15 protein-coding genes and 1 pseudogene are annotated in these 15,513 nt (G+C 70.1%); 4 read left to right on the top strand and 12 right to left on the bottom strand.

What is annotated here, in order from left to right; genetic code table 11:
• The first annotated feature begins 138 nt into the window (after positions 1-138).
• The 3 genes from nrdR to ACXJ1Y_RS18030 are packed head-to-tail and all read left to right on the top strand — an operon-like array spanning position 139 to position 2,384.
• The gene (nrdR, locus tag ACXJ1Y_RS18020; RefSeq protein WP_463847514.1) at positions 139-663 is read left to right on the top strand and encodes a transcriptional regulator NrdR; all 525 of its coding nucleotides are present in this window, start codon (positions 139-141) and stop codon (positions 661-663) included.
• The gene (gene ribD, locus ACXJ1Y_RS18025; RefSeq protein WP_463847515.1) at positions 660-1,760 is read left to right on the top strand and encodes a bifunctional diaminohydroxyphosphoribosylaminopyrimidine deaminase/5-amino-6-(5-phosphoribosylamino)uracil reductase RibD; all 1,101 of its coding nucleotides are present in this window, start codon (positions 660-662) and stop codon (positions 1,758-1,760) included. Before nrdR ends, ribD begins: the two co-directional genes overlap by 4 nt.
• Positions 1,761-1,763: 3 nt before the next feature.
• Positions 1,764-2,384: a riboflavin synthase gene (locus tag ACXJ1Y_RS18030; RefSeq protein WP_463847516.1), complete on the top strand. Its 621-nt coding sequence runs from the start codon at positions 1,764-1,766 to the stop codon at positions 2,382-2,384.
• 108 nt (positions 2,385-2,492) lie between these two features.
• Here ACXJ1Y_RS18030 and ACXJ1Y_RS18035 read toward each other — a convergent pair whose 3' ends face one another.
• Complete coding sequence (locus ACXJ1Y_RS18035; protein WP_463847517.1) at positions 2,493-2,921, bottom strand: PaaI family thioesterase; 429 nt, start codon at positions 2,919-2,921, stop codon at positions 2,493-2,495.
• Positions 2,922-3,149: 228 nt separating this feature from the next.
• On the opposite strand from ACXJ1Y_RS18035, the gene ACXJ1Y_RS18040 reads away from it, so the two are divergent.
• A complete protein-coding gene (locus ACXJ1Y_RS18040) occupies positions 3,150-4,880 on the top strand; it encodes a GGDEF domain-containing protein (protein ID WP_463847518.1) in 1,731 nt (576 codons plus the stop codon).
• A 4-nt stretch (positions 4,881-4,884) separates the two neighbouring features.
• Here the strand turns inward: ACXJ1Y_RS18040 and ACXJ1Y_RS18045 are convergent, their stop codons facing one another.
• The 11 genes and pseudogenes from ACXJ1Y_RS18045 to ACXJ1Y_RS18095 form a co-directional block, all read right to left on the bottom strand.
• Positions 4,885-6,453: a SpoVR family protein gene (locus ACXJ1Y_RS18045; RefSeq protein WP_463850158.1), complete on the bottom strand. Its 1,569-nt coding sequence runs from the start codon at positions 6,451-6,453 to the stop codon at positions 4,885-4,887.
• A 55-nt stretch (positions 6,454-6,508) separates the two neighbouring features.
• Positions 6,509-7,804 (bottom strand): YeaH/YhbH family protein, encoded by a 1,296-nt coding sequence (locus tag ACXJ1Y_RS18050; protein ID WP_463847519.1) that lies wholly within the window; start codon positions 7,802-7,804, stop codon positions 6,509-6,511.
• Positions 7,805-7,901: 97 nt separating this feature from the next.
• Positions 7,902-9,854, bottom strand: a complete 1,953-nt coding sequence (locus ACXJ1Y_RS18055; RefSeq protein WP_463847520.1) for a PrkA family serine protein kinase — start codon at positions 9,852-9,854, stop codon at positions 7,902-7,904.
• Positions 9,855-10,083: 229 nt separating this feature from the next.
• Positions 10,084-10,554, bottom strand: a complete 471-nt coding sequence (locus ACXJ1Y_RS18060; protein WP_463850159.1) for an Ig-like domain-containing protein — start codon at positions 10,552-10,554, stop codon at positions 10,084-10,086.
• Positions 10,555-10,637: 83 nt separating this feature from the next.
• Entirely contained in the window at positions 10,638-11,057 is a 420-nt protein-coding gene (locus ACXJ1Y_RS18065) for a hypothetical protein (RefSeq protein WP_463847521.1), read from the bottom strand.
• Positions 11,058-11,127: 70 nt separating this feature from the next.
• Entirely contained in the window at positions 11,128-11,619 is a 492-nt protein-coding gene (locus ACXJ1Y_RS18070) for a MerR family transcriptional regulator (RefSeq protein WP_463847522.1), read from the bottom strand.
• A gap of 83 nt (positions 11,620-11,702) precedes the next feature.
• A pseudogene (locus ACXJ1Y_RS18075) lies at positions 11,703-12,029 on the bottom strand (integration host factor subunit alpha); the annotation flags it as partial.
• A 140-nt stretch (positions 12,030-12,169) separates the two neighbouring features.
• Complete coding sequence (locus ACXJ1Y_RS18080) at positions 12,170-13,135, bottom strand: beta-ketoacyl-ACP synthase III (protein ID WP_463847523.1); 966 nt, start codon at positions 13,133-13,135, stop codon at positions 12,170-12,172.
• A 57-nt stretch (positions 13,136-13,192) separates the two neighbouring features.
• Positions 13,193-14,227 carry a phosphate acyltransferase PlsX gene (gene plsX, locus ACXJ1Y_RS18085; RefSeq protein ID WP_342162415.1) on the bottom strand — a complete coding sequence of 345 codons (1,035 nt, stop codon included), beginning with the start codon at positions 14,225-14,227 and terminating at the stop codon, positions 13,193-13,195.
• Between the two features lie 120 nt (positions 14,228-14,347).
• Positions 14,348-14,866, bottom strand: a complete 519-nt coding sequence (locus ACXJ1Y_RS18090) for a YceD family protein (protein ID WP_463847524.1) — start codon at positions 14,864-14,866, stop codon at positions 14,348-14,350.
• Positions 14,863-15,426 carry a ubiquinol-cytochrome C chaperone family protein gene (locus tag ACXJ1Y_RS18095; protein WP_463847525.1) on the bottom strand — a complete coding sequence of 188 codons (564 nt, stop codon included), beginning with the start codon at positions 15,424-15,426 and terminating at the stop codon, positions 14,863-14,865. Before ACXJ1Y_RS18095 ends, ACXJ1Y_RS18090 begins: the two co-directional genes overlap by 4 nt.
• Positions 15,427-15,513 lie beyond the last annotated feature (87 nt).

The following is a 15,513-nucleotide window of genomic DNA, read 5'->3' on the forward strand; positions in this document are numbered from 1 at the left end:
AGGCCCCTGGGAATGGCAGGGCCCCGCCCTGCTCCCCGCCAAAGGGCTCGCCCTTTGGAAACCCCTTTGTTACGAGACGGCCGCGGATCACCCCGATCCGCGGCCGTCTTCGTTCTTGCCCCTGAGAGAACCCGCCCGATGCGGTGCCCCTATTGCGGCGGGTCCGACACGCAGGTGAAGGACTCGCGCCCCTCCGAGGATGGCGCCGCCATCCGCCGCCGCCGGGTCTGCCCGGATTGCGGGGGGCGCTTCACCACCTTCGAGCGGGTGCAGCTGCGCGAACTCACCGTGATGAAGCGCTCCGGCAAGCGGGTGCCCTTCGATCGGGACAAGCTCCAGCGCTCCATCGACGTGGCCCTGCGCAAGCGCGCGGTGGAGCCGGAGCGGATCGAACGCCTCGTCAGCGGCATCACCCGCCAATTGGAGAGCGCGGGCGAGGCGGAGGTCGCCTCCGAGGCGATCGGCGAACTGGTGATGGCCGGGCTCAAGGGCCTCGACGACGTCGCCTACGTGCGCTTCGCCTCGGTCTACAAGAACTTCCGCGAAGCCAAGGATTTCGAGGACCTGCTCGGCACCCTCGGCGGCACCCTGGTGCCCGCCCTCGAGCCGGAGCCCGAACCGGAGCCGAAGCCCGCCCCCCGCCGCCGGGGTCCGAAGCCGTGAGCCGCGACGCCAATTTCATGCGCCTCGCCTTGGCGCTGGGGCGCCGCAACCTTGGGCGGACATGGCCGAACCCCTCCGTGGGGGCGGTCGTGGTCGCGCCGGAGACCGGCACGATCTTGTCCGCCGCCGTCACGGCGCCGGGCGGGCGGCCCCATGCCGAGACGCAGGCCCTCGCCCTGGCCGGCGAGGCGGCGCGGGGCGCCACCCTCTACGTCACCCTGGAGCCCTGCTCCCATCACGGCCGCACGCCGCCCTGCTCGGAGGCGATCATCGCCGCGGGGATCGGGCGGGTGGTGAGCGCCCTCGAAGACCCGGATCCCCGGGTCGCCGGGCGCGGCCACGGCCTCCTGCGCGCGGCGGGGCTCACCGTCGAGACCGGCCTGTGCCGGGAGGAGGCGGCCCGCGACCATCGCGGCCACGTCACCCGCGTCACCCTCGGGCGGCCGATGCTGCACCTGAAGCTCGCCCGCACCCGCGACGGGTTCGCCGCCGGGGCCGGCACCGAGCGGCTGCGCATCACCGGCCCGGTGGCGGACGGGGCGGTGCATCTGTGGCGCGCCCATGCCGACGCCATCCTCGTCGGGATCGGCACGGCGCGGGCGGACGACCCCTCGCTCACCGTGCGCCTGCCGGGGCTCGCCGCGCGCTCGCCCCTGCGGATCGTGCTCGATTCGGACCTGCGCCTCTCCCCCGCGAGCGTGCTGGCCCGCACCGCACGGGACGTGCCGGTGCTCGTCCTCACCACCCGCTCCGCGCCGGTCCATGCCCGTCGTACCCTCGAATCGCTCGGCGTCGAGGTCGTGCCCGTCGCCACGGGCGTGGAGGGGCGGATCGACCTCCCGGCGGCTCTGGCGGTTCTCGGCGAGCGCGGCCTCACCCGTCTGTGCAGCGAGGGCGGCCCCCGCCTTGCGGAGGCGCTGGCGCAGGCCGATCTCATCGATGCGGTGACGCTGCTCACCGGCCCGACCACGGCGGGGCCGGCGGGCGGGCTGCCCGCCATCGGCCCCGTCCTGGCCAACCGGATCGCCGCCTTCGCCACGGCCGAGGATCTCGTCCTCGGGCAGGACCGGGCCGTCACCTACGAACGGAGCGTCTGAGACATGTTCACGGGTCTCGTCAGCGATGTCGGCACGATCCTCTCGGTGTCGGGGGAGGGCGACCTGCGCCGCATCGCCATCCGCTGCGCCTACGATCCGGCGGGGATCGCGCTCGGCGCCTCCGTCGCCTGCTCCGGCCCCTGCCTCACGGCGGTCTCGATCACCCCGGCCGAGGGCGGCGCGGTGTTCGAGGTCGATGCGGCGGCCGAGACCCTGGCGCGCACCAATGTCGGGGCCTGGGCGCCGGGCCGGCGGATCAACCTCGAACGCTCCCTCAAGATCGGCGACGAACTCGGCGGCCATCTCGTCACCGGCCATGTGGACGGGCTCGCGGAGATCGTCGCCCGCGACACGGTGACGGACGGGGCCTGGGGCCCGAGCGAGCGCTTCACCCTGCGCGCGCCCCCGGCGCTCGCGAGGTTCATCGCCGAGAAGGGCTCGGTCTGCCTCGACGGCACGTCGCTCACCGTGAACAACGTCGATGGCGATCTGTTTTCGGTGCTTCTGATTCCCCACACCCTTCAGGTCACGACCTGGGGCGAGCGGACGGCCGGCGACGCCGTGAACCTCGAAGTGGATCTCATCGCCCGTTACGCCGCCCGCCTCTCGGAGGCGCGGGGCTGAGGCCTTAGTGCATCGATCCAGACGAAGGCGTCAGCCGTGTCTGGAAGAATTGATGTAAAGACAGAAGCTAGGGCAGAGGCGCATGAACGGAGTGAGTGCGTCACTGCACTAGCGCGGCGGGATCGAGTAGGTGCCCGTGGCGTGGCAGACCACGTCCGGGTCGCCGACGGCTGTGATCGCGACCTCGCCCATGGCGAGGCGCCGCCCGAGCTTCATGAGCCGGCACTCCGCGAGAAGGTCGCCGGAGGCGGGCTTGCGCAGGAAGTTGAACGTGAGGTTGGTCGTCACCGCCAGGGCGACTGGGCCGATATTGGCGAGGATCGCCGCGTAGAGGGCGTAATCGGCCAGCGCCATCATCGCCGGGCCCGAGACCGTCGCGCCGGGCCGGAGGAAGCGCTCATGCGCTTCGAGCCGCATCCGCGCCGTGAGCAGCCCCACCGCTTCCAGATGATAGGCCCGTCCCCCCGCCTGCATCTGCGGGAATTCGCTGTCGAGGAAGGCCTGCGTTTCCGCGAGGCTCATGATCGTGCCGCTCATGCCCGTCTTGCAGCATGAGCCGCCGCGCGACGCAATCCTGGCCGGCTCACTCCTTATCGCATGACATCGGCGCGGAAATGACAGCCTTCGATTGTTTTCAGCCTCGCCTCGCGAGCATTCGCCGGCCGGACTTCATCTATCGTTGTGTTGTGTGCGCTAAAACCGCTCGGTGAGCCCCGGATGCTCCCGCCCTGTCCGGGCGGTCGGTCCGGGCCCTCCCGGACCGGCATGGCGGCGACGATCAGAATCCAGCATCTGCAGTGGGTCGTGGGGGCGGTGGCGGCGTTCGGCTGCACGACCCTCGGCGGCACCCTGGTCGCGTCCAACCTCACCGAGTTGAGTCGGGCGGGGCGGGCGGTGGAGGATGCGTCGCGCTTCGGCCTCGTCATGGCCGCCACCGACATGATTTCCGCCGAGCGCGGCCCCGCCAACGCGGCGATGGACCCGCTCGGGCCATCGACCGAAGACAGCCTGCGCCGCCTCGCCGCCATCCGCGCCGCCACCGACGCGCGCCTCGCGGCGGCCCGGGCCGCCGCCGGGCCGGACGCGGCGGCGTTCGAGCCGGTCGCGCGCCTCCTCGCCGAGGGGCGGGCCAAGGTCGATGCCATCTGCGCCAGGGCGCCGGAGGAGCGCTCCGGCCCCACGATCTCGGCGGCGATCCGGGCCATGTTCGCCGTCGCGGACGAGGCGGCGACGCTCCGCAGCGAGTTCGGCCGGCGGCTCCTGCGCCACGCGCCGGAGGTCGGTGCCGAGGTGCTGCTGCAGGCGGAGGCCAGCACCCTGCGCGAGCAGGCCGGGCGTCTGGGCTCCTACGCGGTGATGATGCTGACCGGGGGCCTGCCCAGCGACGAGGCCCGCCTCGAAGTCACGCGCACCCGCAGCACGCTCCGCCACCTGTGGCTGAACCTCGCCACGTTCGGGAAGAACCACGCCGACGATCCCGCCATCGCCGAGGCGCTGGAGCGGGTGAGGACGGAGTATTTCGCCGGCAGCCTGCCCATGGCGATGGAGGTGTTCGCGGAGCCGACCCTGAGGGGCGGCGCCGCCGAGTTCACCCGCCGCTACGTGCCGGGCCTCGCCGCCCCCACCGAGTTGAAGAACCGCCTCGGCGCGCTCACCCTGCGCCGGATCGAGAAGGCCCGCGAATCGGCCATCGAGGCGACCCTCGCCTCGGCCGGCATCACCGCCTCGGTGGTGCTGGCCCTTCTCTGGCTCGGCCTCACCTTCCGCAATCGCCTGTTCCGGCCGCTCGCCGCCATGCGCGAGGAGATCCTGGCCCTGTCGATCGGGCGGCTGGAGGAGCCCGCGCCGAGGGCGCCCTGCGGCCCGGAGGTGGACGGCATGTTCGCCGGGCTCGCCGTGCTGCGCGGGGAGTTGCGGTGCAAGGTCGTGCTCGAACGGGCGCGGCGGCGCATGAACCGCAACCTCAAGGTCCTCGCCCAGACCGACTCGCTGACGAGCCTCCTCAACCGGCGCGCGGTGTCCGATCAGGCCCCGGCGATGATCGAGCAGGCCGCGCGGTCGGGGCTGCCCGTCACGGCGATCCTCGTGGACATCGACCATTTCAAGATGGTCAACGACCGCTACGGTCATGCCGGCGGTGATGCCGTGCTGCGGCGGGTGGCGACGGCGCTGAGAGCCGTCGTGCGGCCCGGCGACCTCCTCGCACGCTACGGCGGCGAGGAGTTCCTGATCCTCGCCCCCGGTCTCGACGAGGCGGCGGGGGTGGAGATGGCGGAGCGGATGCGGGCCCGCCTCGCCGCGCCGGATGCGCGGCCGGGCGGCCCCCCCGTCACCGGCAGCTTCGGCGTCGCCTGCCGCGAACCGGATTCGGCCCGCGACTGGGAGGCCCTGGTCGCCCGCGCCGACACGGCGTTGTACCGGGCCAAGCGCCTCGGCCGGAACCGCGTCTGCACCGAGTCGCCCGCAACCGCGCTCGTCCACGCCCAGCGGGCGTGAGGTTTCAGAAGAAGATCGGCCGGGCGCTCGCGCTCATCTCGCTGAGGACGGTGCCGTTGGCCTCCACCTCCTTCAGCACCACGTCATAGCCCCAGAGGTCGGCGAGGTGCTGCAGAACCCGGCGGGCGTCGTCCTTCTGCAGGGTGATCTTGTTCAGCACCTTGTGGTGCAGGACGAGGCGGCGGTCCCCTTCGAGGTCGACATCGACCACCTCGATGTCGGGATCGAGCCACGCCACGTCGTATTGCCGGGCGAAGGACCGGCGCAGGCGGCGATAGCCGCGCTCGTCGTGGATCGCCTCGACCCGCAGGGCCTGCTCGTCGGGATCGTCCACCACGTGGAACAGGCGCAGGTCGCGCATCAGCTTGGGCGAGAGGAACTGCGCGATGAAGCTCTCGTCGCGGTAGTTCTCCCAGCAGTCGCGCAGCACCTCCATCCCGTCGCCCCGCCCGGCGATGTCGGGGAACCACTCCCGGTCTTCGTCCGTCGGCGTCTCCGCGATCCGGGCGATGTCCTGCATCATCGCGAAGCCGATCGCGTAGGGGTTGTGCCCGCCATAGGACCGGTCGTCGTAGTTCGGCTGGCGGATGACGTTGGTGTGGGATTGCAGGAATTCGAGATAGGCGGCCTCGGTGATCTGGCCGGTCTCGGAGAGGGCGTTCATGATCCGGTAGTGGACGTAGGTGGCGCAGCCCTCGTTCATCACCTTGGTCTGGCGCTGCGGGTAGAAGTACTGCGCCACGAGGCGCACGATCCGCAGGATTTCCCGCTGCCAGGGGCGCAGGCGCGGGGCGACCTTCTCCAGGAAGTAGAGGATGTTCTCCTGCGGCAGTTCCAGCAGGGCGCGGCGGCGCTCGGCGGCCATGTCGGAGGGGGCGGCGCCCGGCTTGTTCGGCAGGGTGCGCCACAGGTCGTTGTAGATCTGCTCGCCATGCTCCACCCGTTCGCGCTCCCGGCGCTGCTCGGAGGCGAGGTCGGGCCGCTTCTTGCGCGGGTAGCGGTGGACGCCCTGGCTCATCAGGGCGTGGGCGGCGTCTAGCATCTGCTCCACCGCCTGGTGGCCGTAGCGCTCCTCGCAGCGGGCGATGAAGCCCTTGGCGAAGTCGAGATAGTCGAGGATGCCCTCGGCGTCGGTCCACTGCCGGAACAGATAGTTGTTCTTGAAGAAGTGGTTATGCCCGAAGGCGGCGTGGGCGATGACCAGCGTCTGCATCGTCGCCGTGTTCTCCTCCATCACGTAGGAGATGCACGGGTCGGAGTTGATGACGATCTCGTAGGCGAGCCCCATCAGGCCGCGCCGGTAGCCCGATTCGTGCTGGGCGAAGTGCTTGCCGAACGACCAGTGCTTGTAGAACAGCGGCATGCCGATGGAGGCATAGGCGTCCAGCATCTGCTCGGCGGTGATGATCTCGATCTGGTTCGGATACCAGGACAGGCCGAGGCGGTGCGCCTCGACCTCGCAGGCGTCGTGGATCCGCCGGATCGTGTCGAAATCCCAATCGTTGCCGGTGAACAGGGGTTTGTCGGCGCGGATGATCGACTTCGTCTTCGTCCCGCTCAAGGTGGCGACCATGGCACCCTCTTCCTCGACACTCATCGCCCTTCCCTGAAGCGGGGAGGGCACGCGCTCACGCCTCTGCCTTGTCCTTGCGGCCGAACAGCTCGCGGAACACGGGGTAGATCTCCCGGCGGTGGTTCACCTTGCGCATCGCGATGGGGCCGCCCGCCTTGGCGATGGCCTCGTAGGTCCGCCACAGGGTGGTGCGGTGCTCCACGAAGCCGGCGCGGGGGCCGTTCTCGTCGCCCACCTCGAGATAGGCGAAGTGCTGGCAGGCCGGCAGGATGTCGGCCCGCAGCAGGTCCGTCGCGGTCGGCCCGTCGCTCGACACGTTGTCGCCGTCGGAGGCCTGGGCGGCGTAGATGTTCCAGTCGTTCGGGTCGTAGCGCTCGGCGATGACCCGCTTCATCTCGATCAGCGCCGAGGAGACCAGCGTGCCGCCGGTCTCGCGGGAGCCGAAGAAGGTCTCCTCGTCCACCTCCGTCGCCCGGTCGGTGTGGCGGATGAAGACGATCTCCACGTGGCGGTAGCGCCGCGTGAGGAAGATGTGGAGCAGGATGTAGAACCGCTTGGCGAGGTCCTTCATGTGCTCGGTCATCGAGCCGGACACGTCCATCAGGCAGAACATCACGGCCTGCGCGATGGGGCGCGGATAGGGCTCGAAGCGCCGGAAGCGCAGGTCGATGGGATCGACGTAAGGGATCCGCCTCGCCCGCTCCCGCAGCAGGGTGAGCGAGGCTTCGAGGTCGGCCCGCGCGGGGTCGCCCTCGTGCAACGCCGCGATGCGCTTCTCCAGGGCCTCGACCTCGTCGGGCTTCGGCCGCTTCAGGGCGATGCGGCGCGACATCGAGTTGCGCAGCGTCCGCGTCAGGGCGAGGTTGGCGGGCGAGCCCGTCACCGTGTAGCCCGCCCGGCGCAACCCTTCCGTCTCCACGATCGACAGGCGGCGCTTGGCGAGGTCCGGCAGTTCGAGGTCTTCGAGGAACAGTTCCAGGAACTCGTCCCGGGTGAGGACGAACTGGAAGGCGTCCTCGCTGTTCTCGCCGCCGTCGCCGCCCTCGCCGGAGCCGCCGCCGCTCCCGCCGCCGCCCGGCGGGCGGTCGATCGTGTCGCCTTCGACGTAGGTCTTGTTGCCGGGCAGGATGTGGTCGTGCCGTCCGCTGCCGGGCTGGCGGCTGAAGCGCGGCTCGCGCACTCCGTCCGCCGGCACGGTGACGCGGCCGTCCTTGCCGAGGTTCTTGATGTCGTTCTCTCGGGCCGATTCACGCACCGCCCGCTGGGCCACGTCCTTCACGCGGCGCAGGAAGCGCTGACGGTTCGGGAGGCTCTTGCCCCCCGGATTGAGGCGTCGGTCGACGATGTGCATCAGGTGCTCAAGCCCTCGCCCGCGTGTCCGGCCGGCTGGAAGTGTCGCCGGCCGATCGTCCGAAACTGTGGCGGCTGAGGGTGTTCGAACCCGCCCGTCAGCCCGCCTGCTTCACCCGCATGTACCATTCCACCAGACGGCGGACCTGCCGCTCGGTGTAGCCCCGCGACACCATCCGCTCGACGAACTCGCCGTGCTTCTTCTCGGTGTCGCCATCCTTCTTGGAGCCGAAGGAGATGACCGGCAGAAGCTCCTCGACCTGGGAGAACATCCGCCGCTCGATCACCTCGCGCAGCTTCTCGTAGCTGGTCCAGCTCGGGTTGCGCCCGCCATGCTGCGCCCGCGAGCGCAGGGCGAACTTCACCACCTCGTTGCGGAAATCCTTCGGGTTGGCGATGCCGGCCGGCTTCTCGATCTTGGTCAGCTCCTGGTTCAGGAGCTCCCGGTTCATCAGCTGGCCGGTCTCGGAATCCTTGAAGTCCTGATCCTCGATCCAGGCATCGGCGTAGTCGATGTAGCGGTCGAACAGGTTCTGGCCGTAATCGTGGTACGATTCGAGATAGGCCTTCTGGATCTCGTGGCCGATGAACTCGGCGTAACGGGGCGCCAGTTCCGTCTTGATGAATTCGAGGTACTTCTTCTCGGTCTCCGGCGGGAGCTGCTCGCGGCGGAGCGACTGCTCCAGCACGTACATGAGGTGCACGGGGTCGGCGGACACCTCGGTCGTGTCGTGGTTGAAGGTCGCAGCCAGCACCTTGAAGGCGAAGCGGGTCGAGATCCCGTCCATGCCCTCGTCGACGCCGGCCGAATCCTTGTACTCCTGCATCGAGCGGGCGCGGGGATCGACCTCGCGCAGGCTCTCGCCGTCATAGACCCGCATCTTGGAGAACAGGTTCGAATTCGCGTGGTCGCGCAGGCGCGAGAGCACCGAGAACCGCGCCAGCATCTCCAGCGTGCCCGGCGCGCAGGCCGCGTCCGAGAGTTCGGAGCCGGAGATCAGCTTGTCGTAGATCTTCTGCTCCTCCGTCACCCGGAGGCAGTAGGGCACCTTGATGACGTAGATGCGGTCGATGAAGGCTTCGTTGTTCTTGTTGGTCTTGAAGGTCTGCCACTCGGCCTCGTTCGAGTGGGCCAGGATCACGCCCGTGAAGGGGATCGCGCCGATGTTCTCCGTGCCGACATAGTTGCCCTCCTGCGTCGCGGTGAGCAGCGGGTGGAGCATCTTGATCGGCGCCTTGAACATCTCGACGAATTCGAGGACGCCCTGGTTCGCGCGGTTCAGGCCGCCGGAATAGGAGTAGGCGTCCGGGTCCGCCTGGGAGAGGGTTTCCAGCCGGCGGATATCCACCTTGCCGACGAGGGACGAGATGTCCTGGTTGTTCTCGTCGCCCGGCTCGGTCTTGGCGATGCCGATCTGCCGCAGGCGCGACGGGCGCACCTTGATGACCTTGAACTGGGAGATGTCGCCGCCGAACTCGTCGAGGCGCTTCAGCGCCCAGGGGCTCATCAGGCCGGTGAGGCGGCGGCGCGGGACGCCGTAGCGGCGCTGGATCTCCTCGCCCATCACGTCCGGGTCGAACAGGCCGAGCGGGCTCTCGAAGACGGGGGAGACCTCGTTGCCGGCCTTCAGCACGTAGATCGGGTGGAACTCCATGAGCAGCTTCAGCCGCTCGGCGAGGGAGGACTTGCCGCCGCCCACCGGGCCCAGCAGGTAGAGGATCTGCTTGCGCTCCTCCAACCCCTGAGCCGCGTGCCGGAAGAACGAGACGATCCGCTCGATCGTCTCCTCCATGCCGTAGAATTCGCGGAAGGCGGGGTAGGTGCGGATCGTCCGGTTCATGAAGATCCGGCCGAGGCGGGAATCCTTGGCCGTATCCACGAATTCCGGCTCGCCGATCGCCGCCAGGATGCGCTCCGCCGCGGAGGCGTACATCAGCGGTTCGTCGCGGCAGGCTTCGAGATACTCGGAGAGGCTCATCTCCGTGTCGCGGCGTGCTTCGTAGCCGCGGGCGAAGCTCTGGAAGAGGTCGTTCGTCGCTTGCATAGGCATTCGCGTCACCCTCTCAAACCGGGACAGCTTCATCCTGTCCCGGCTCGGATGCAACCGACAGGCCCGCCATTTGTCGCAGTGCGGCGACGACGCCGCAATCATGGTGATTGCGTGCAACACTCGCGGAAACGAATTCCACACTCGTCAGACTACGGAGCGGTATTCTTCCAAGAGCCTTTGCTGTCGTCGCCGAAAAACGATGCATTGAGCGAATTCGACTGCCTGCGGCTTAGAGGTCGGTGCCTTCTTTCTTGGCATCGGTCGATGGCTTGGCGGCGGCGCCGCCGACGGTGATCTTGATCGTCTGGGTCTGGATCTGCCCATCCGAAGACTTCACCTCGAAGGTCACTTCGTCCTGGCCGCTATAACCTGCGTTGGCTTGATAGAAGAGCGCCTGGACGGCGGCTTCCTTGTTCGGGCAGCGGTAGCTCGCGGGGGTCTTCAGCTTGCCGACCTTGGTGATCACCGAACCGTTCTTCGGCGCGCCGGACACCTTGAATTCCGGCATCGGGCCGGGGCTGCAATCCTTCTTGAGGTTCGGCGCGATCTCCAGCCGCACCGTCTGGCCCGGCGCCACCGTCTTGGAGCGCGTCACCGTCGTCTGCGCGGCGGCGGGGGCCGCCAGCAACAGGACGCCGAACAGGGCCGGGAAGCAGCGGCCGGGGAGGGCGGTGGCGATCGTCACGGGGCAGGTCTCCATCGCGGGCAGTGGACCAGCCCGCCTGATGGGCATGTGGGAACGTCCACGGCGCGCGTCGAGGGGCTGGCCCCGACGAACCCGCCTCAGTCCTGAAGCGCCGCCGCGACGATGCCGGTGACGCGGGCGATCTGGGCGGGGGTGAACTCGCCGCTGAGGGTCGAGGCCAGCCGTTCCTCCACCCGCGCCCGCTCGCCGGCATCGGCGATAGGGGAGGCGGGGATCTCGTCTTCCTTCAGGCGGCACACCTTGCGGATCGTCTCGGCGGCGGCGAGCAGCTTCTGGCGGTCGGCGGGGCCCATCTCCCACAGGGGCGCGCGCAGGCGAGCGATCACCCGCCGCGCGTCGCGGTATTTCGGATCGACGGCGGTCGCCGCCTCGACCTGACTGACCAGGGTGATCAGTTCGAGAATTTCGGAGGCCGCGTCCGGGCAGGCGCGGACAATCCGCAGGATGCGGGCCATCAACTCCTGACTGGGCGACAACTTCTGGTTGGGAGCGGCCATGCGGGCGACAACGCAAGTCCCCCGGTAAAGTTCGGCCCCTGCGACAAAGCCCTGTCGGGCCTCGCCCTCGCTAGTCCGGCGGCTGGCGCAACCCGTCGAGGATCGCCCGGCAGGTCCGCATCTCGTGGAGGGCGTCCTCCAGGGCGGCCTGATCGACGGAGGGGAGGGCGGCGCTCGCCGAATCGTAGGCGGCTTGGCCCTCGGCGCCGGATTCCAGGTCCTGCAGCGGCGGCGGCGCGGCCATGGCCTCGCCCCGGCCGACCGCCTGGACGAAGCGGATGCCGTTCTCCTTGATGATCCGCTGCGCGCCCTTGATCGTGTAGCGGCGGACATGGAGCAGGTTCTTGATGCCGGCGACGAGGTCGACATCCTCCGGCCGGTAGTAGCGCCGGCCGCCGGCCCGCTTCAGCGGACGGATCTGGCCGAAGCGCGTCTCCCAGAAGCGCAGGACGTGCTGCGGCACGTCCAGTTCCTGCGCCACCTCACTGATCGTGCGGAAGGCGCCCGCGCTCTTCTCCCGCGCCTCGTTCGTGTCGTCGGTGGCGGCCAGCACTGGGGGCATCGTGATTCGACTGAGGCTATCGGGTAAGGGCGATCTTGCAGCCCGCGCGGGCAACGCTCAAGCCTCGATCGGAGGCCGCGTCCTCACTCGTCGTCGTCCTCGCCCTCGCCGGTGAGGCCGTTGATGCGCGCCTTGAGGACGTTCGAGGGCTTGAACACCATGACCTGACGGGGCTCGATCGCCACCTCGACGCCGGTCTTCGGGTTGCGGCCGACCCGGCGGCCCTTGCTGCGCACCACGAAGGAGCCGAAGGAGGAGAGCTTCACCGTTTCGCCGTTGGCAAGGCAGGTGCAGATCTCGGAGAGGACGGTTTCGACCAAGGCGGCGGATTCGGTCCGCGACAGCCCGACCTGATGGTAGACGGCCTCGCTCAGGTCGGCACGCGTCACCGTCTTCCCCGCCATTCCTCGTCCCCTCGCCGGCTGGCCCCTGTCCCGACGCGGGCCTCCGGGCGGTCCTGCCGCCGGGCCCTGTGGGACGTATCTCTATGATCCGCCACGCTAATCCGCCGCAGCGGCCCGGTCAACCACGGGTTTTGCGCCCGCCTCTCCTACCAGCGGAGGAGTGCCGCGCCCCAGCTGAAGCCGCCACCGATCGCCTCGATCATCACGAGGTCGCCCGGCTTGATGCGGCCGTCCCGGACGGCCACGTCGAGGGCCAGCGGGATCGAGGCGGCGGAGGTGTTGCCGTGCCGGTCCACGGTCATCACGATCTTCTCGCGGGCGATGCCGAGCTTGTCGGCGGAGGCCTCGATGATCCGGCGGTTGGCTTGGTGCGGCACGAACCAGTCGAGGTCGTCGGCGGTCACGCCCGCCTTCGCGAAGGCGTCCACGATCACGTCCGTCACCTGCCCCACGGCGAAGCGGAACACGTCCTTGCCCTCCATGCGGAGATGGCCGACCGCGCCGGTCGAGCCGGGGCCGCCATCGACGTAGAGCTTGTCCCGGTGGCGCCCGTCCGAGCGCAGGGCGGAGGAGAGCACCCCGCGCTCGCCGCCCTCGCGGGCTTCGAGCACCACGGCCCCAGCGCCGTCGCCGAACAGGACGCAGGTGGTGCGGTCCTCCCAATCCACGATCCGCGAGAAGGTCTCGGCGCCGATCACCAGGGCGCGTTGGGCCGCCCCGGTGACGAGGAACTTGTCGGCGGTGGTGACGCCGAACACGAAGCCGGCGCAGACCGCCTGCAGGTCGAAGGCCGCGCCCTGGCCGATGCCCAGGGCCGCCTGGATCTCGGTGGCCGTGGCGGGGAAGGTGTGGTCCGGCGTCGAGGTCGCGCAGATCACGAGGTCGATGGATTCGGGGCCGAGCCCGGCCGCGTCGAGGGCGGCCTGGGCGGCGCGGGTGCCCAGCGTCACGGTGGTCTCGTGCGGGGCGGCGATGTGGCGCTGACGGATGCCGGTCCGCTGGACGATCCACTCGTCGGAGGTCTCGACCCGCTCGGCGAGCATGGCGTTTGTGACCGCCCGCTCGGGCAGGCAGGAGCCTGTGCCGAGGACGACGGAACGCAGGGCTGACATCGTGTGGTCCTTTCCGGCAGGCCCGTCGTGCGGCCCGCCCGTCTCCTCAAGTGGCGCTCAGGCCGGGGCCAGGGCCGGCGTCTGGTCGAGCATCTCGCGGATGGTGCGGATCATGTCGTGGCGGGCCATGTCGTGGGCGAGGTCCACGGCCGAGGCGAAGCCGGCGGCGTTCTCGGAGCCGTGGCTCTTCACGACGATGCCTTCGAGCCCGAGGAACACGCCGCCGTTGGCGCGGCTCGGGTTCATCTTGTCCCTCAGCGCCCGGAAGGCGTGGCGGGCGAAGAAGGCGCCGATCTTGGCCGAGAGGGTGCGGGTCATGGCCGAGCGGAGATAGGAGCCGATCTGCTTGGCCGTGCCCTCGGCGGTCTTCAGGGCGATGTTGCCGGTGAAGCCCTCGGTGACGACCACGTCCACCGTGCCCTTGCCGAGGTCCGTGCCCTCCACGAAGCCGTGGTAGGTCAGGCCCGCCGCCTCCATCTCGCGGAGCATCCGGGCGGCTTCCTTCACCGCCTCGTTGCCCTTCATCTCCTCGGTGCCGACGTTGAGCAGGCCGACCGTCGGCCGGTCGAGGTCGAACACGATCCGGGCCATGGCCGAGCCCATCACCGCCATCTCCACGAGGTGTTCGGCATCGGTGCCGATGGTGGCGCCGACATCGAGCACGACGCTCTCGCCGCGCACCGTCGGCCACAGGCAGGCGATGGCCGGGCGCTCGATGCCCGACATCGTCTTCAGGCAGATCTTCGACATCGCCATCAGCGCGCCGGTGTTGCCGGCCGAGACGCAGGCGTCGGCCTGCCCGTCGCGCACCGCCTGCACCGCCTGCCACATGGAGGACTTGCCGCGCCCCTGGCGCACGGCCTGGCTCGGCTTGTCGTCCATGGCGATGGAGACGGTGGTGTGGCGGATCTCGACGCAATCCTTCAGCCGTGGCTCGGCGGCCACCAGCGGCGCGAGGATCGCCTCGTCGCCGAACATCAGGAAGGTCATGCCGGGGTGGCGCTCGCGGGCGAGGGCGGCACCGGGCACCACCGTCGCGGGGCCGTGGTCGCCACCCATGGCGTCGAGCGAGATGCGGACGCGGTCGGACATTGGATCTAGGTTCGCGGCCTCGGCGGGGAGGGATCCGGCGGGGCACCGCCGGGCGCGGCGGACCATAGCGATGCCTGCCGCATGGGCAAACGAATTCGGCGCCGGGTCGGGTTCCGCCGCTCAGGTCCCTTCTTCGCGAAGCCGGCGAAGGACATCGAACGGGCCGCTCTCCGGCCCGCTCGCCACCGGCTCGAAATCCACGCCGGGCTTGCGCGGATAGGGATCGAGGCCGAGCGCCAGGAATTCGGCGGTGAGCGCGCCGAGGTCGATGCGGCCGTTCACGATCGGGTCCGGCGGCTCGGGGGCGCCCTCGGGCGGGCCCTCCTCCGGCTCCTCCGGCGGCGGGGCGTCGCTGTACACCACCTCCACCGGCTCGCGCACGGCCGTCTCGAAGGGCTCCAGCGTCACGGTGCAGACCTGCGTCACCACCGCCTCCACCGTGCCGGTGACGGTGAGCCGGCTCACCGTTCCGGTCATTGCGAAGCGGCCGACGAGGTCGCGCACCGCCGGGATGCGGAAGTCGCGGGCCAGCGCGACGCATTCCTCCTCGGTGGCCTCGACGGAGATCTCGGCCCGGCCGCGCGGCAGGCGGCCGACCTCGATGGGGCGGGAGAGGGGCTGGCGGGGCGTGGCACTCATACCGGGTTGTCCGTGGAGGTCGCGGGCCGCGCGAAGGCGGCCGGTTCGGGGAAGGGCGGCCCTGCCTGGAGCAGGGAATCGAAATCGACGGCCGCGAGCGAGGTCTCGGCGGCGCGGACATAGGCGGCGAGCCCCGCGGGATCGGATTCGGGGCCGAGGATGTTGCGGGCGAGCGCCGCGCGGAGGCCCGCCTCGTCCGGGGCCGCGAGGGCGGCATCGTAGCGGCGCGCCCGTCCGTAGAAGGCGGAGGCGATCTTCTTCATGCGCTTGCCCACGCCCACGTCGCTGACGCCGAGTTCGCGGACATTGGCATCGAGGTTCGCGAAGACCGTGTCCACAAGCTCCTGCGCGAAATCGGCGGCGGGGGGCGGCAGCCGGTCGAGCCGGCGCAGCACGAGGTAGACGTGCAGGCACAGGGCCTCGAACCGCCCCTCCACCGTGTCCGGCACGGCGAGGTCGGTATAGAGGCCGGGCTGCCGGGCGGCGGCCACGATGGCCCCGTGCAGGGCCTCCACGGGGCGCCTGCGCGCGGCACCGCGCCGGAAGAACCGGGCGATCACCGGAGCGCGCCCGGCGGCGGGGGAACGAGAAGGCCACGGCGGTGTGGCCAAGCTTGCCTTGTCAAAGCCATGACCACGCGGTAGGCC

This window comes from Methylobacterium sp. TK26, assembly GCF_055361565.1.

What these genes read in the sequence shown, in the direction of transcription:
- nrdR (WP_463847514.1), top strand. Translation starts at nt 139, where the DNA reads ATGCGGTGCCCCTATTGCGGCGGGTCCGACACGCAGGTGAAGGACTCG.
- ACXJ1Y_RS18030 (WP_463847516.1), top strand. Translation starts at nt 1,764, where the DNA reads ATGTTCACGGGTCTCGTCAGCGATGTCGGCACGATCCTCTCGGTGTCG.
- ACXJ1Y_RS18035 (WP_463847517.1), bottom strand. Translation starts at nt 2,921, where the DNA reads ATGAGCGGCACGATCATGAGCCTCGCGGAAACGCAGGCCTTCCTCGAC.
- ACXJ1Y_RS18040 (WP_463847518.1), top strand. Translation starts at nt 3,150, where the DNA reads ATGGCGGCGACGATCAGAATCCAGCATCTGCAGTGGGTCGTGGGGGCG.
- ACXJ1Y_RS18045 (WP_463850158.1), bottom strand. Translation starts at nt 6,453, where the DNA reads ATGGTCGCCACCTTGAGCGGGACGAAGACGAAGTCGATCATCCGCGCC.
- ACXJ1Y_RS18050 (WP_463847519.1), bottom strand. Translation starts at nt 7,804, where the DNA reads ATGCACATCGTCGACCGACGCCTCAATCCGGGGGGCAAGAGCCTCCCG.
- ACXJ1Y_RS18055 (WP_463847520.1), bottom strand. Translation starts at nt 9,854, where the DNA reads ATGCCTATGCAAGCGACGAACGACCTCTTCCAGAGCTTCGCCCGCGGC.
- ACXJ1Y_RS18060 (WP_463850159.1), bottom strand. Translation starts at nt 10,554, where the DNA reads ATGGAGACCTGCCCCGTGACGATCGCCACCGCCCTCCCCGGCCGCTGC.
- ACXJ1Y_RS18065 (WP_463847521.1), bottom strand. Translation starts at nt 11,057, where the DNA reads ATGGCCGCTCCCAACCAGAAGTTGTCGCCCAGTCAGGAGTTGATGGCC.
- ACXJ1Y_RS18070 (WP_463847522.1), bottom strand. Translation starts at nt 11,619, where the DNA reads ATGCCCCCAGTGCTGGCCGCCACCGACGACACGAACGAGGCGCGGGAG.
- ACXJ1Y_RS18080 (WP_463847523.1), bottom strand. Translation starts at nt 13,135, where the DNA reads ATGTCAGCCCTGCGTTCCGTCGTCCTCGGCACAGGCTCCTGCCTGCCC.
- plsX (WP_342162415.1), bottom strand. Translation starts at nt 14,227, where the DNA reads ATGTCCGACCGCGTCCGCATCTCGCTCGACGCCATGGGTGGCGACCAC.
- ACXJ1Y_RS18090 (WP_463847524.1), bottom strand. Translation starts at nt 14,866, where the DNA reads ATGAGTGCCACGCCCCGCCAGCCCCTCTCCCGCCCCATCGAGGTCGGC.